Origin of the sequence: Bradyrhizobium sp. SRS-191 (genome assembly GCF_024586915.1) — a bacterium.
Classification (GTDB): Bacteria; Pseudomonadota; Alphaproteobacteria; order Rhizobiales; family Xanthobacteraceae; genus Bradyrhizobium.
In genome coordinates, this window is sequence record NZ_JANBVS010000016.1 from 100,969 (window position 1) to 115,547 (window position 14,579).

At 66.3% G+C, this 14,579-nt stretch carries 11 protein-coding genes; 6 read left to right on the plus strand and 5 right to left on the minus strand.

Annotated features, from left to right (window positions below; genetic code table 11):
- Positions 1–97 precede the first annotated feature (97 nt).
- On the plus strand, positions 98–2,881 hold the full coding sequence (ppc, locus tag NLR35_RS25420; protein WP_257169270.1) for a phosphoenolpyruvate carboxylase: 2,784 nt from the start codon (positions 98–100) through the stop codon (positions 2,879–2,881).
- Positions 2,882–4,221: 1,340 nt separating this feature from the next.
- On the opposite strand, the gene NLR35_RS25425 is transcribed toward ppc, so the two are convergent.
- From NLR35_RS25425 to NLR35_RS25440, 4 genes are all read right to left on the minus strand, one after another.
- On the minus strand, positions 4,222–5,337 hold the full coding sequence (locus tag NLR35_RS25425) for an SMP-30/gluconolactonase/LRE family protein (protein WP_257169271.1): 1,116 nt from the start codon (positions 5,335–5,337) through the stop codon (positions 4,222–4,224).
- Between the two features lie 127 nt (positions 5,338–5,464).
- Positions 5,465–6,379 carry an SDR family oxidoreductase gene (locus tag NLR35_RS25430; protein ID WP_172112034.1) on the minus strand — a complete coding sequence of 305 codons (915 nt, stop codon included), beginning with the start codon at positions 6,377–6,379 and terminating at the stop codon, positions 5,465–5,467.
- A 246-nt stretch (positions 6,380–6,625) separates the two neighbouring features.
- Positions 6,626–7,765: a thiolase gene (locus NLR35_RS25435; RefSeq protein ID WP_257169272.1), complete on the minus strand. Its 1,140-nt coding sequence runs from the start codon at positions 7,763–7,765 to the stop codon at positions 6,626–6,628.
- A gap of 4 nt (positions 7,766–7,769) precedes the next feature.
- A complete protein-coding gene (locus NLR35_RS25440; protein WP_257169273.1) occupies positions 7,770–8,183 on the minus strand; it encodes a Zn-ribbon domain-containing OB-fold protein in 414 nt (137 codons plus the stop codon).
- A gap of 192 nt (positions 8,184–8,375) precedes the next feature.
- Between NLR35_RS25440 and NLR35_RS25445 the strand changes: the two genes are divergently transcribed.
- The 5 genes from NLR35_RS25445 to NLR35_RS25465 all read left to right on the plus strand — a co-directional run bounded on the left by NLR35_RS25445 (position 8,376) and on the right by NLR35_RS25465 (position 12,927).
- Positions 8,376–8,699, plus strand: coding sequence for a hypothetical protein (locus NLR35_RS25445; protein ID WP_257169325.1), 324 nt, complete (start codon positions 8,376–8,378; stop codon positions 8,697–8,699).
- A gap of 6 nt (positions 8,700–8,705) precedes the next feature.
- Positions 8,706–10,058, plus strand: coding sequence for an amidase (locus NLR35_RS25450; protein ID WP_257169274.1), 1,353 nt, complete (start codon positions 8,706–8,708; stop codon positions 10,056–10,058).
- 168 nt (positions 10,059–10,226) lie between these two features.
- On the plus strand, positions 10,227–10,970 hold the full coding sequence (locus NLR35_RS25455; RefSeq protein WP_257169275.1) for a 2OG-Fe(II) oxygenase: 744 nt from the start codon (positions 10,227–10,229) through the stop codon (positions 10,968–10,970).
- Positions 10,971–10,973: 3 nt separating this feature from the next.
- Positions 10,974–11,627 carry a DNA oxidative demethylase AlkB gene (gene alkB / locus NLR35_RS25460; protein ID WP_257169276.1) on the plus strand — a complete coding sequence of 218 codons (654 nt, stop codon included), beginning with the start codon at positions 10,974–10,976 and terminating at the stop codon, positions 11,625–11,627.
- Positions 11,628–11,700: 73 nt separating this feature from the next.
- The gene (locus NLR35_RS25465; RefSeq protein ID WP_257169277.1) at positions 11,701–12,927 is read left to right on the plus strand and encodes an MFS transporter; all 1,227 of its coding nucleotides are present in this window, start codon (positions 11,701–11,703) and stop codon (positions 12,925–12,927) included.
- A 24-nt stretch (positions 12,928–12,951) separates the two neighbouring features.
- Here NLR35_RS25465 and NLR35_RS25470 read toward each other — a convergent pair whose 3' ends face one another.
- Positions 12,952–14,577, minus strand: a complete 1,626-nt coding sequence (locus NLR35_RS25470) for a thiamine pyrophosphate-dependent enzyme (protein ID WP_257169278.1) — start codon at positions 14,575–14,577, stop codon at positions 12,952–12,954.
- Between the last annotated feature and the right edge of the window lie 2 nt (positions 14,578–14,579).

Here is a 14,579-nt window from a genome sequence, read left to right on the forward strand (position 1 = left end):
ATCGAATAGGGCAGGCGACGCCTCTTTCTTGATCTTGCGCTGCAATACAGATACGGCAGACTGACCCGTAAATGGGCAGCTGCTGGAGAGCGCATCCATGTCGCCGCAAGCCATACCAGAGGAAATCCGTCCCAATCGCGCCGCCGAGGCGCAGGCCATGGAGGAGGACGCGCGGCTCAGGGACGACATCCGGCTGCTCGGCCGCATCCTCGGTGACACCGTGCGCGACCAGGAGGGGGCCGACGTGTTCGACCTGGTCGAGCGCATACGCCAGACCTCGGTGCGCTTCCACCGCGACGAGGACCGCCAGGCGCGGCGCGAACTGGAGCAGATCCTCGACGGCATGACGACCGCCGAAACCGTACGCATCGTCCGCGCTTTCAGCTATTTCTCGCATCTCGCCAATATCGCCGAGGACCAGAACAACATCCGCCGGATGCGCGCCAAGAGCGATGCGAACGGCGGCAATGGCATGCTGGCGGCGACGCTGGAGCACGCCAAGTCGGCCGGGTTCGAGGCGGCGGAGCTGCGCAAGTTCTTCTCCACCGCGCTGGTCAGCCCCGTCCTTACCGCGCACCCGACCGAGGTGCGGCGCAAGAGCACGATGGACCGCGAGATGGAGGTCGCGATGCTGCTCGACCGCCGCGAGCGGATGCAGCTGACGCCGGACGAACGCGAGGCCAACGACGAGGCGCTGCGCCGGGCGGTGCTGACGCTGTGGCAGACCAACCTGCTGCGTCGGACCAAGCTGACGGTGCTCGACGAGGTCACCAATGGTCTGTCGTTCTACGACTACACCTTTCTGCGCGAGGTGCCGCGGCTGCTGTGCTCCTTGGAGGACCGGCTCAATGACGGCGCCGAGGTCGCGGGCGATCTCGCCTCCTTCCTGCGGATGGGCAGTTGGATCGGAGGCGACCGCGACGGCAATCCGTTCGTCACGGCGGAGGTGATGCGCGGAACGCTCAAGCTGCAATCGAGTCTCGCGCTGCATTATTATCTCGAAGAGCTGCATCTGCTCGGCAGCGAGCTGTCCATTGCTGCCCATCTCGCCGATGTTTCGGAGGAGCTGCGCGCGCTCGCCGAGCGCTCGCCCGACACCTCGCCGCATCGGCGCGGCGAGCCTTATCGCCTGGCGGTCTCCGGCATCTATGCGCGGCTCGCGGCCACCGCCAAGAAGCTCGGCATCCAGATCAGCCGCCTGCCGGTGGCGGCCGTCGCGCCCTACGACAGCGTCAAGCAGCTGCAGGACGATCTCGACGTGCTGCACCGCTCGCTGATCGCCAACAATGCCGAGGTGATCGCGCGCGGCCGGCTGCGGATGCTTCGGCGCGCGGTCGACTGCTTCGGCTTCCATCTGGCGCGGCTCGACATCCGCCAGAACTCCGCGGTGCACGAGCGCACGGTGGCCGAGCTGATCGACACCGCGATGCCCGGCATGTCCTATCTGGCGCTGAGCGAGGATGCGCGGGTCGGTCTCCTGGTCAGCGAGTTGCGCAATGCGCGCCCGCTGGTGTCGCAGTTCGTCAAGTACAGCGACGAGACGGTCGGCGAGCTCGACCTGTTCCGCGCCGCCGCCGAAGCGCATGCGACGTTCGGCGCCGACGTGATCTCCCAGTGCATCATCTCGATGTGCAAGGGCATGTCCGACATGCTCGAGGTCGCGCTGCTCCTGAAGGAGGTCGGCCTGATCGATCCCTCCGGCCGCTGCGGCGTCAATATCGTGCCGCTGTTCGAAACCATCGAGGATCTGCAGGCCTCCAGCGGCATCATGGACCGCATGCTGGCGCTGCACGACTATCGCCGCCTGGTCGACAGCCGCGGCGCCGTCCAGGAGGTGATGCTCGGCTATTCCGACAGCAACAAGGATGGCGGTTTCGTCACCTCCGGCTGGGAGCTCTACAAGGCCGAGATCGGCCTGGTCGAGATCTTCGAGCGCCACGGCATCCGGCTCCGGCTGTTCCACGGCCGCGGCGGCTCGGTCGGCCGCGGCGGCGGCCCAAGCTATGACGCCATCATCGCGCAGCCCGGCGGCGCAGTGAACGGCCAGATCCGCATCACCGAGCAGGGCGAGATCATCTCCAGCAAATATTCCAACGCCGAAGTGGGGCGCACCAATCTGGAGATCCTGGCCGCGGCGACGCTCGAGGCCAGCCTGCTGCATCCACGGCAGCCGGCGCCGAAGCGGGAATATCTCACCGCGATGGACCGGCTGTCGGAGCTCGCCTTCAAGGCCTATCGCGGCCTCGTCTACGAGACCGACGGCTTCGTCGACTATTTCTGGGCCTCGACCGTCATCAACGAGATCGCGACGCTCAACATCGGCAGCCGCCCGGCGTCGCGCAAGAAGACCCGCGCGATCGAGGATCTGCGCGCGATCCCCTGGGTGTTCTCCTGGGCGCAGTGCCGTCTGATGCTGCCGGGCTGGTACGGCTTCGGCAGCGCGGTCGAGAGCTGGATCGCGGAAAATCCGGAGCAGGGCATGCCGTTCCTGCGCGAGCTCAATCGCGAATGGCCGTTCTTCCGTATGCTCTTGTCCAACATGGACATGGTGCTCGCCAAGAGCTCGATCGCCATCGCCTCGCGCTATGCCGAGCTGGTGCCCGACGAGGCCCTGCGCGAAAAGATTTTTGGCCGCATCCGGCGCGAATGGAATCTGGTGATCGAGACGCTTCTCGACATCACCGGCCAGGAGCGCCTGCTGCAGGGCAACCCGCTGCTGGAGCGCTCGGTGCGCAATCGGTTTCCGTATCTCGATCCGCTCAACCATGTTCAGGTCGAGCTCCTGAAGGCGCACCGCGCCCAGAACCCCGACGAGCAGGTGCTGCGCGGCATCCAGCTGACGATCAACGGCATCTCGGCGGGGCTGCGGAATACGGGTTAGCCCAGCTGAGCGTACCATCCTTGGCCGTCGTCCCGGCGAACGCCGGGACCCATACCCCCAGGGAGGAGTTTGGGGCAGGCTTGTCATTGGCATCTCGCTTATCACATCTGCTGCGGGGTATGGGTCCCGGGTCGGCGCCGCGACCCGCTGCGCGCGTCACGGCTTGCCCGGGACGACGGCGGTGGGTGGCGTGATAGCGTAGGGTGGGCAAAGCGGCCGCCCGCAGGGCGGTTGCGTGCCCACCGTGAAGCTGCGTCGTCGGAGGAATGGTGGGCACGGCGCGCGAGATAGCGCGAATTGCAACGCAGGATCGGGCGCGCCTTTGCCCAGCCTACGGCAGTTATGAGCACCAACGGCGGCTACAAACACCGCTGTCGTCCCGGCGAACGCCGGGACCCATACCCCCAGGGAGTGGTTTGAGGCACGCTGGTCGTTGGCCTTTTGCCCATTCCGACCGCCGCGGAGTATGGGTCCCGGATCGGCGCCATGCCGCGCTGGCGCGCGGAATGGCTTGTCCGGGACGACGGTGGTGGGGGCGGCGGATTCACGGCTCAAACAGCTGTCGGATATAGGACACGGCATCGTGTTCTCGCAGCACGTTGTGCCCGAGCTCTTGCGGTCAGTTCGTCCCTCGCAACAGTGCAAGGGCGCGGGGAATGCCGGGTGAAGGCCTCACCCATGGCCCGCCTGCAGAAAAGAAAGCAGGCGGCAGTCACCACAGGTTCAGCCAGACATCCGGCATTCCCCGCGCGATGTCTTCACGCTTATACGCGCTCTCCCCGGTGTGCCGGCTCGTAGACACCGTCGCCCGCGGCATGCGCTGGTCACGCCGACGGACTTGACGCCTGCTTCGGGGCGCCAGGACCACGCGATTTCACGTCCGCAACGCAGCCGTTCGTCCGCGCATCCTCTCGAACACGCTGCGGCCCGTCGCGGTCATCGCATCCCCGCCCCGCGTGTCGTGACGATCGCGCGCTACGCCCCTTGCTCGAGGCGGGATGGGGAGAGCAAATCATGAATGCGGAAAAAACGCAAGGTATTTTTATTTTGTAGAACATGCGAGGCGCCATCAGCGCGTGGCGACGAAGCTCGCTGCTAGCCTCTCCCCGCGTGCGGGGAGAGGCCGGATTGCATCGCCAGATGCAATCCGGGTAGGGGGGCTCTCGGCACAGTCGGTGGGTGTGGCGCCCCTCACCCCAACCCTCTCCCCGTGAAGAACGGGGAGAGGGAGCGCACCGACATCGCCGCGACGGCGCTAGGCTACTTACAAGCATGCTGCTCATTCTACTGTGCAGCGCGCGCTTGCGATCTGACCGCTCATGATGAAGCGATCGCGCGGTCTAACAAATATGCGCGCCCTGCGTCTCGACATACACCGCATACAGCGACTGGCTCGCCGTCATGAACAGGCGGTTGCGCTTCTTGCCGCCGAAGCAGACGTTAGCGCAGATCTCGGGCAGCTTGATCTGGCCGATGCGCTGGCCGTCGGGTGCGAAGATGTGGACGCCGTCATAGCCTTCGCCGACCCAGCCGGCGCCGACCCAGATGTTGCCGTCGGTGTCGACGCGCAGGCCATCGGGAAAACCCGATTTGCCGTCGAGCGTCATGTCGATGAACGCCTTCGGGTTGGACAGCTTGTCGCCGTTGATGTCGTACTGCCAGATCACGTTCTTGGCGTTGGGGTAATGCGTGATGCCGGTGTCGCAGACATAGAGCTTCTTGTAGTCGTGGCTGAAGGCGATGCCGTTCGGCTTGAACGGCTCGTCGGCGACCTTGGTGACCGCGCCCGACTGCGCGTCGACGCGATACACCGCTTCCTTCTGGAACGGCTGGTTGGAGCCGTTGCGGACGTTCTGGCCTTCATAGAGGTTGATGGAGCCGTAGCCAGGATCGGTGAACCAGATCGACTTGTCGGCGGGATTGACGACCATGTCGTTCGGGCCGTTGAGCGGCTTGTCGTTGGCCTTCTCGGCCAGCACGGTGACGGTGCCGTTGTGCTCGAAGCGGACGAGGCGGGTGCGCTCGGCGGTGATCTGCCGTCCCTCGTAGTCGAACGTGTTGCCGTTGGATTCGTTCGAGGGTTTTCGGAACTGCTGCGAGATGTGGCCGTCGTCGTCGAGATAGCGCAGCTGCCGGTTGTTCGGGATGTCGCTCCAGACGAGGTACTGGCCCTGCGTGTTCCAGGCCGGACCTTCCGCCCACAGGCAGCCGGTGAACAGCCGCTTGATCGTGGTGTTGCCGACCTTGGCCTTGAAGCGCTTCTCGTCGATCACGACGATGTCGGGATCGGGATAGCGCTGCGGCTCGGCGTGCGGCCCATAGTCGCGCGCGATGGCAGGAGAGACCGCCGCTGCCGCTGCGGCAAAACCTGCCACGCCCTTGAGGAGCGTGCGCCGGTCGAAGCTGTCAGCTCCGGCCGGCGAATCCTTGAGGCTGTCGTGTCGTGAATTCGTCATGGTTTCCTCCGAAGTTTTTTGTTGGGAGGCGACCATACGACGAAATCATGGCTTTCAGCGGGTCGTTCGGATAAAAAACAACTTGAGAGTGTGTGCGCTGCAAACCCGTTTGTTGCGCGCCGCAATCTCAGATCGGATCCCAGCCGAAGACATCCGCGGAGCGATCGAGCTTGTAGAACGACGGCTTCAGCGCCGGCATGCCGTGCTCGGCGATGGTCTGCGGGGTCCAGCCTTCGCCGCGATGCACCGAGCGCAGCGGACGCGATTGGCCCATCAGGAAGATCTCGTTCATGCGCACCGCAAAGATCTGGCCGGTGACGTCCTTCGAGGCATCGCCCAAGAGATAGGCGACGACCGGCGCGATCTTCTCCGGTCCCATCCGCTTCATGCGCTCGACGCGCTCCTTCTCGGCTTCGGTCTCCGCCGGAATGGTGCCGATCATGCGGCTCCAGGCGAACGGCGACACGCAGTTGGAGCGGACGTTGAAGCGGCCCATGTCGAGCGCGATCGATTTCGACAGGCCGACGATGCCGAGCTTGGCGGCGGCGTAGTTGGCCTGGCCATAATTGCCGATCAGGCCGGATGTCGAGGTGAAGTGCACGAAGGAGCCGCTCTCCTGCTCGCGGAACAGCCGCGCCGCGGAGTGCGACACATAGAACGAGCCCATCAGATGCACCTTGATGACAGCCTCGAACGCCTCGATGCTCATCTTGTGGAAGATCATGTCGCGCAGGATGCCGGCATTGTTGACGACGCCGTCGAGCCGGCCGAAGTGATCGGTCGCCGCCTTCACGATCTTGCTGGCGGGGATCGCCTCGGACACGCTCTCGAAGTTCGCTACCGCGGTGCCGCCCGCCTTGCGGATCTCCTCGACCACTTCCTCCGCCGGCGCAGCGCTGGTGCCCGAGCCGTCGGAGGCCACGCCGGGATCGTTGACCACGACCTTGGCGCCCTCGGCGGCGCACAGCAGCGCGATCTCGCGCCCGATGCCGCGGCCGGCGCCGGTGACGATGACGACTTTGTCCTGGAGTGATTTGGTCATGATGGGTTTCCTTGGCTTGATGTGTGTTGTTACCGCGCCCCGCCGGCGAGGGGGGCGAATGCTTTGTGGCCGGGGCCTCATGGTTCGAGACGCGCCGAAGAGGCGCTCCTCACCATGAGGGTTGATATCCCTCCAAGAAAGAATCCTCTTTCCGCAAATCAGTCCTCGTCCTGAGGAGCCCGCCGACGGCGGGCGTCTCGAAGGACGTTGGAGGCCGTGCTGACTGCCGCGAACTGACGAGCGTCACTACCTTTCGTTCGTGAAGATGATCGTGCCCGAGGCGGCGAACATGCCGCCGACGCCGTGGCAGACGGATATTTTCGCGCCGGGCACCTGCGCCGGGGCGATGCCGCGCATCTGGCGGACGCTCTCCTGCAGCGCATACATGCCGTACATGCCTGAATGCATGTAGGACAGGCCGCCGCCATTGGTGTTGAGCGGCAGCTTGCCGCCCGGCCGCGTGTGGCCGGCGGCGATGAACGGGCCGGTCTCCTCATGCGGCATGAAGCCGAGATCGCCGAGCCCGAACAGCGGCAGATGCGCGAAGGCGTCATAGATCATCAGGTGATCGACGTCGGCGTGCGTGATGCCGGCTTCCTTGAAGGCGAGGGGGCCTGCGACCTTGAAGGCGCGCGACGAGGTGAAGGTTTCCATCTGGCTGACCATCGGCGTCTCCACGCTCTCGCCGGTGCCGAGAATGTACACCGGCTTGCGTGGAAAATCCTTGGCGCGATCGGCCGAGGTGAGGATCAGCGCGCCGCCGCCGTCGGTGACGAGGCAGCATTGCAGCAGCCGGAACGGATAGGCGATCATGCGCGAGTTCAGGACGTCGTCGACCGTGATCGGATCCTTCATCATCGCGCGCGGATTCCTGGCCGCCCATTCGCGCTGTACGACGGCGACCATGGCGAGCTGCTCATGGGTGATGCCGTAGGTCTTCATGTAGCGCAGCACGGGGATCGGAAACATGCTGGGCGGACCGTACACGCCGAACGGCGCTTCGAACTGGCCCTGCAGGCTGTCCGCCGGAATCGAGCGCGGCTGCTTGCCGATCATCGACTTGCCGCTCTCGGCATGGGTGATCAGCACGGTCTTGCACAGCCCGGCCTCGATCGCCGCCGCGGCGTGACGGACATGCAGCATGAAGGAGCAGCCGCCGACCGAGGTGCCGTCGACCCAGGTCGGGGTGATGCCGAGGTAATGACACATCTGCTGCGGCGTCTCGACCGCGGTGGCGAAGCCGTCGATGTCGGAGAGTTTCAGCCCGGCATCGGCGATCGCATTCAGCGCAGCGTCGGCATGCAGTTGGATCTGCGACATCGTCGGGATGACGCCGAGCTCGGTGGTTTCGGCCGCGCCGACGACGGCAACCTGGTTTCTGCGCATCGGCTCAGCCCTTCGCCGGACGGAACAGTGGCAGGGTGATCTGCGCGTCGAGCGGCTCGAAGGTGACTTCGAGCGGCATGTCGAGCTCGAGTGCCACAGGCGTCTGCGGGCAGCCGGTGATGTTGCTCATCATGCGCGGGCCTTCCTCCAGGGCAACGACGGCGATCGCATAAGGCGGCGTGAAGCCGGGCGCGGCCGGGCGATGATTGATCACGTAGCTGTAGAGCGTGCCTTTGCCTGAGGCCTTGAAGATGCTGACCTTGCGGCTGGCGCAGGACGGGCAGAACGGGCGCGGCGGGAAATACACGTGCGCGCAGGAATCGCAGCGCTGCAGCCGCAACTCGCCGGCTTTGGTGCCGTCCCAGAAATGCTGCGTCTCCGGCGTCGGCTTGGGGCGTGCGCGCATCGGCTCAGCCATCCCTGTGATCCTCCCCTCTGGCAGGCTCCGTCGCCCGCTGCTTTGCTGGTTTGATGCGCCATTTGGTGGAGGGGCGTCAACGGTCCGTCGCGCCGCGCATGCGGCCCTCCCGCAGGCGCAGAGGTGTTGCCGACGGCAATTGCCGCCCGATGAAAATTGGTCTTTGATGCTGTCAACATGATCGGAGCCGAGATGAAGCTGCGTGAGATCGCCCATTCCAGGACCGGCGACAAAGGGGACACCTCGAACATCTCGGTCATCGCCTACGATCCGAAGGACTATCCGCTGCTGCTCGCAGAGGTGACGGCGGAGCGGGTCAGGGCGCACTTCGCCGGCATTGTCTGGGGTGAGGTGGTCCGCTATGAGCTGCCCAACATCGCGGCGTTGAATTTCGTGATGAGCCGGGCGCTCGGCGGCGGTGTCACCCGCTCGCTGGCGCTGGATGCCCACGGCAAATCGCTGAGTTCCGCGCTGCTCGATCTCGATATTTCGGCTGATGCCGCAGAGACAAGATAGGATGCCATGACTGCTGCCAATCCGACCCTCGCCGCGCTGGCCGATGATCTTGCCGCGGGCCGCACGACCTCCCGCAAACTGGTGGAGGACTGTCTCGCCCGCATCGCCGATCCCGCAGGCGAAGGGCAGCGCGCCTTCATCCATGTCGACAAGGACGCGGCCTTGGCGGCTGCCGACGGCATGGACGCGCTGCGCAAGGCGAACGCCGCGCCGTCGCCTTATGCCGGCATTCCCGTGTCGATCAAGGATCTGTTCGACATCCGGGGGCAGGTGACTCGCGCCGGCTCGCGTGCGCTGGAGGATTCCGCGCCGGCTGACGCCGACGCGCCCGCTGTCGCGCGGCTGCGCAAGGCGGGCTTCGTCGTGATCGGCCGCACCAACATGACCGAGTTCGCCTATTCCGGCATCGGCATCAATCCGCATTACGGCACGCCGAAGAGCGCCTGGAAGCGCGAGGTCGGCCACGTGCCCGGCGGATCGTCGTCGGGCGCCGCCGTCTCCGTCGTCGACCGCATGGCCTATGGCGCGCTCGGCACCGACACCGGCGGCTCCTGCCGCATCCCCGCCGCCTTCAACGGCATCACCGGCTACAAGCCGACGCAGTCACGCGTGCCGCTCGACGGCGGTGTGCCGCTGTCGAGCACGCTCGACAGTTTTGGCCCGCTCGCCAACACCGTGGCGTGCTGCGCCGTGCTCGATTCCGTGCTCGCCGATGAGCCGATCCGGCCGCTTGCAGCGCGCCCGGTGAAAGGCCTGCGGCTCGCGGTGCCGACGACGATCGTGCTCGACGAGCTCGATGCCGAAGTGGCCGCGACGTTCGAGCGTGCGCTGGAGACGCTGGCGAAGCAGGGCGCGCTGATCGAGCGCATCGAATTCCCCGAATTCCTCGACGTCGGAATCATCGGTATGAAGGGCGGCTTCGCCGCCGCCGAGAGCTACGCTTGGCACCGCTTCCTGCTGACGAGCAAGGGCGACGTCTATGATCCCAGGGTCTCTGTGCGCATCCTGCGCGGCGAGGCGATCACCGTGCCCGACTACATCGAGATGCTCAACGCCCGCCGCTCCCTGGTGACGCGCGCCGCCGCACGCATCGCGCCCTATGATGCGCTGGTGATGCCGACCACCGCGAACGCGCCGCCGAAAATTGCCGATCTCGCGGACGACGCCGCGTTTGCCCGGGAGAACATCCGCGCGCTGCGCAACTGCACCTTCATCAACATGATCGACGGCTGCGCCATCTCGCTGCCGGCCCATCGCCACGGCGAGGTGCCCGTCGGCTTGATGCTGGCGCAGGCCGGCGGCCAGGACCGCAAGCTGCTGGAGATCGCGGCGGGCATCGAGGGCGTGGTGCGGGGCTGAGGCGGCAACGTTCCTACGCAGCGTGAGGAACCTGTCGCCTATAATTTCTCATGGACTTGAATGCCATCCGGAAATCGGGTGGCGTTCCCCTGGCCGCTCCGTAACACTGTCGTCATTCCGCGATGTGCGCCCTTGCGCCGCCCCGGAATGGCAGTTGGGATGGATTGAATGGCCAGACTCACGCACGCAGTGGACCACCTCGCTGCTCCAGCCGCGACCGGGATCGATGCGATCGACTGGGCCACGGTCGAACGCGAGCTCGATGCCGGCGGCTGCGCGGTGTTGCCGCGGCTGGTCGCGCCCGACGCGTGCCGTGGACTGGCGGCGCTTTATCCGGATGACGCGCACTTCCGCAGCCGCGTGGTGATGGCCCGGCACGGCTTCGGGCGCGGCGAGTACAAATATTTCAGCTATCCGCTGCCGGGTCCGATCGCGGAGCTGCGGCCGCGGCTTTATGCCCAACTGGTCGCGGTCGCCAATCGATGGAACGCGACCATGGGCATCGATGTGCAATATCCAGCCGATCATGCCGACTTCCTCGCGCGCTGCCATGCCGCCGGCCAGACGCGGCCGACGCCGCTGCTGCTGCAATATGTCGAGGGTGACTACAATTGCCTGCACCAGGATCTCTATGGCGAGCACGTGTTTCCGTTGCAGGTCGCTATCCTGCTGTCCGAGCCGGGGCGCGATTTCGAGGGCGGCGAGTTCGTGCTGACGGAGCAGCGGCCGCGGATGCAGTCGCGGGCGGAGGTCGTGCCGCTGCGGCAGGGCGATGCCGTCGTGTTCGCTGTTCATCATCGACCTGTCCAAGGCACGCGCGGCAGCTACCGGGTCAACATGCGCCACGGCGTCAGCCGGCTCCGCGCGGGCCGGCGGCATACGCTGGGAGTGATCTTTCACGATGCGAAGTAGGGCATGACGGCAGATCTGTTCGACGGCCTGGAGGCGGCAGGTCCGGCGCGCGAAGCGCTCGCGCCCGGGGCCGTGTTGTTGCGCGGCTTCGCGTGGCCACAGCAGGCGGAGCTTCTCGCCGCCATCGATACCATCACCGCGCAGGCGTCATTCCGCCGGATGGTGACTCCCGGAGGCCACCAGATGTCGGTGGCGATGACCAATTGCGGTCCGGTCGGCTGGGTGACCGATCGCGGCGGGTACCGCTACGATCCGATCGATCCGCAGAGCGGGCAGCCCTGGCCGGCTATGCCGGAGCTGTTTCGCGAACTCGCCGAGACGGCCGCGCGCGAGGCCGGCTTTGCGGGCTTCGCGCCAGATGCCTGCCTGATCAACCGCTACGAGCCCGGCGCCAAGATGTCGCTGCACCAGGATCGCGACGAGCGTGACGTCGGCGCGCCGATCGTCTCGGTCTCGCTTGGTCTGCCCGCGACCTTCCTGTTCGGTGGCTTGAAGCGGACCGACAAGACGCAGCGTTATCGGCTCGTTCATGGCGACGTTGTCGTCTGGGGCGGACCGGCAAGGCTCGCCTTTCACGGCGTTGCGTCTTTGGCCGACGGCGAGCATGCCTTGCTCGGCCGCCGACGCATCAACCTGACGTTTCGCCGCGCGCGCTAGGTCTATCGTTGTGTGACCTCTCTCATTTTGCATCGGGCCTATCCGGCTCTATGCTGCGCCCGGGAGAGGGGCCATGACGACTGTCGAACTCACTGAGGAGCGCGCCCCGGCGGCGACGCGGCTCGGACTATACCTCGCGTTGTTGCAGCTGGTGTTCAGCCTGCTGTGGACGACCTACGTGATCTATTTGCCGAAGCTGGCGGCGCAGGCCGGCATCGCTCCGTCAGCCGTCGTCCTGATCCTGATGCTGGACCAGGCGGTCTTCACGCTCTCGGATACGGCGATGGGCATTGCGGCCGACCGCATCGGACGGATCGCGACCCGCTTCGGCGTCTTCATTGCTCTCGTGACCGCAATATCCTGCTGCGCGTTCGTTGCGTTGCCTTTCGTGGCGGCAACTGCGGGGCCGGCGGTCTTCATCGGACTGATCGTGGTGTGGGCGCTGACGTCGTCGGTGCTGCGCGCGCCACCTCTCACGCTGCTCGGGCGCCATGCGGCGCGGCCGGCTGTCCCGTTCCTGATGGCGCTGGTGATGCTCGGCTATGGCGTGGCCGGCGCCGTGTCGCCCTATCTCGGCGTCATCCTGCGCGACTACGATGCGCGGCTGCCGTTCATTCTCTCCTCAGTGGTGCTGCTGTTGATCGCGCTCGGCCTGTCGCGCGCTGCGCAAGGCGGCGCTGCGACGGCCGCGCCGGTGGCGAAGGCTCAGTCCAAGCCCATATCCCTGCGCGGCTGGCCGCTGCTGTTCATCGGCGCGATGGTGATCCTCGCGCTCGGCTATCAGCTGCATTTCAGCATCAACAGCGCGGCCTTCTATCTCCGCTTCGCCAAGCTGGAAGATCTGCAATGGTTGATGCCGGTGTTCTGGATCGGCTTCAATCTCGTACTGTTTCCCGCCAGCGTCGTGGTCAAGCATCGCGGCGGCCTGATCGTGATGGGCGTCGCGGGACTGCTCGGCGCGCTCGCCATCATCATGGCCGAGCTGGCGGGCGCATTGACGGTGCTGATCGTGGCGCAGTTCATCGCCGGTGCGGCCTGGGGCTGCATGATGATGAGCGCGATGTCGGCGGCGCTGGCGATCGGAACTGATGGCGCCGAGGGCAAGGTCACCGGGCTGGTGTTCTCGGCGCTGGCGCTCGCGACCTTCGCACGCATCGCCGCCGTTGCCGGCGGCCTGCAGAAGCTGCCCGACTACGCGCCGCTGGTGCAATGGGCGCCGGTCGCGTGCTGGTTCGTGGCCGGCGCCGGCCTGCTGGTGATGGCGGCTGCGGCGTTGCAGGGACGGCAGGGATCTGCCTGACGTCGTTCTGCTGAGCCGATCGGCCTACGGTTTCGCCGGATGGATGAACGCCCAGGGCGAGACCTCGCTGTCGCGCGGCACCTCGATGTCGATCAGATAGGGCCCGCCATGCGCCAGCGCCTTCTCCAGCGCCGCCTTGAACTGGTCCGGCGCGGTGACGCGGGCAGCAGCAACCCCGAACGATTCGGCGAGCTTGACGAAATCCGGATTGACCAGGTCCGAGGCGACGACGCGGCCGTCGAAGCGCTCGCGCTGGTCGCGCCGGACATTGCCGTAGGAGTTGTTGTTGAACACCAGGGTGACGACGCCGATGTTGTACTGCACGGCAGTCGCCAGCTCCTGCACGGCGAACATGAAGCCGCCGTCGCCGGTGATCGCCACGACCGGCTTGTCGGGATGCGCCACCTTCGCGCCGAGCGCGGTCGGGAAGCCGGCGCCGAGCGTGCCCTGATAGCCCGAGGTGATGAAGGTGCGCGGCTCGTAGACCGGGAAGCCGTACCAGGAGGCGAAGCCGACCTGCGATAATTCGTCGGTGACGATGGCCTCTGGCGGCAGCACGTCGCGCAGCACGTTCAGATAGGCCATCTGCGGCTGCACCTTCTGGATCGCCTGCAAGGTCGCCGCGGTCGCCTCGCGGATGGTCGCGCGCCGGCCGGACGTCTTGCGATAATCGGCCTTGCTGACCGCAGCCATCAGCGCCGCGGTGCCGGCCTTGGCATCGGAGACGATGCCGGCATCGACGACCAGGCGCCGCATCTCGGCCGGGTCGATGTCGATGCGGATCGACTTCAACCCGTCGGGCTTGAACGGCCAGCGGAACGACGCCGGCAGCTCCATCCGGCTGCCGATGCCGATCATCAGATCGGTGGTCGGCCAGAGCTTGTAGGCCGCGGCCATGGTGAGCCCGAGCTCATGCGCGTTGGAGACGATGCCGCGCCCCGAACGGAAGGCAACGACCGGCGCGTCGATCATCTCGGCGAATTCGAGGATCTCCTCGCGCGCCTCGATCGCGCCGGAGCCGACGAAGATCATCGGCGCCTTGGCGCTCGTGATCAGCGCCGCCGCCTTGACGATGCGGTCGGGATCGGGCTGCGGCGGCGTGAACGGGGCCAGGGGCTTTGCGGCAGACGTCTCGGCTTTCTGCGTGAACACGTCCCACGGCATTTCCAGCGCGGCCGGACCGCGGCGCCCTGACAGCATCTCCTGGAAAGCGCGGGACACGAGTGTCGGCGCGCTGTCGGGATATTCGATGCGCTCGGCCCATTTGACGAAGGTGCGCAAGGTCGCGAGCTGATCCGGCATCTCGTGCAGATGGCCGCGGCCGCGGCCGAGATAGTCCGTCGGCACCTGGCCCGTGAGGCACAGCACCGGCTCGTTGCAGCCGAACGCGGTGAGCAGCGCCGCGCCGGCATTGAGCACGCCGGGACCGGGGACGACGCTGAACACGCCGGGCCTGCCGCTGGCGCGGGCGTAGCCGAACGCCATGTAGCCGCAGGCCTGTTCGTGCCGCGCGCCGACGACCTTCAACTGCGCCTGGTGGAAGGCGTCGAACAGGCCGTAGACCTGCGCTCCCGGCAGGCCGAACACGGTGTCGACGCCGTGGGCGACGAGTCCGCTGACGATGGCTTCGCCGCCGGTCATGGTGGTCATGC

What these genes read in the sequence shown, in the direction of transcription:
- ppc (WP_257169270.1), top strand. Translation starts at nt 98, where the DNA reads ATGTCGCCGCAAGCCATACCAGAGGAAATCCGTCCCAATCGCGCCGCC.
- NLR35_RS25425 (WP_257169271.1), bottom strand. Translation starts at nt 5,337, where the DNA reads ATGACGAATTCACGACACGACAGCCTCAAGGATTCGCCGGCCGGAGCT.
- NLR35_RS25430 (WP_172112034.1), bottom strand. Translation starts at nt 6,379, where the DNA reads ATGACCAAATCACTCCAGGACAAAGTCGTCATCGTCACCGGCGCCGGC.
- NLR35_RS25435 (WP_257169272.1), bottom strand. Translation starts at nt 7,765, where the DNA reads ATGCGCAGAAACCAGGTTGCCGTCGTCGGCGCGGCCGAAACCACCGAG.
- NLR35_RS25440 (WP_257169273.1), bottom strand. Translation starts at nt 8,183, where the DNA reads ATGGCTGAGCCGATGCGCGCACGCCCCAAGCCGACGCCGGAGACGCAG.
- NLR35_RS25445 (WP_257169325.1), top strand. Translation starts at nt 8,376, where the DNA reads ATGAAGCTGCGTGAGATCGCCCATTCCAGGACCGGCGACAAAGGGGAC.
- NLR35_RS25450 (WP_257169274.1), top strand. Translation starts at nt 8,706, where the DNA reads ATGACTGCTGCCAATCCGACCCTCGCCGCGCTGGCCGATGATCTTGCC.
- NLR35_RS25455 (WP_257169275.1), top strand. Translation starts at nt 10,227, where the DNA reads ATGGCCAGACTCACGCACGCAGTGGACCACCTCGCTGCTCCAGCCGCG.
- alkB (WP_257169276.1), top strand. Translation starts at nt 10,974, where the DNA reads ATGACGGCAGATCTGTTCGACGGCCTGGAGGCGGCAGGTCCGGCGCGC.
- NLR35_RS25465 (WP_257169277.1), top strand. Translation starts at nt 11,701, where the DNA reads ATGACGACTGTCGAACTCACTGAGGAGCGCGCCCCGGCGGCGACGCGG.
- NLR35_RS25470 (WP_257169278.1), bottom strand. Translation starts at nt 14,577, where the DNA reads ATGACCACCATGACCGGCGGCGAAGCCATCGTCAGCGGACTCGTCGCC.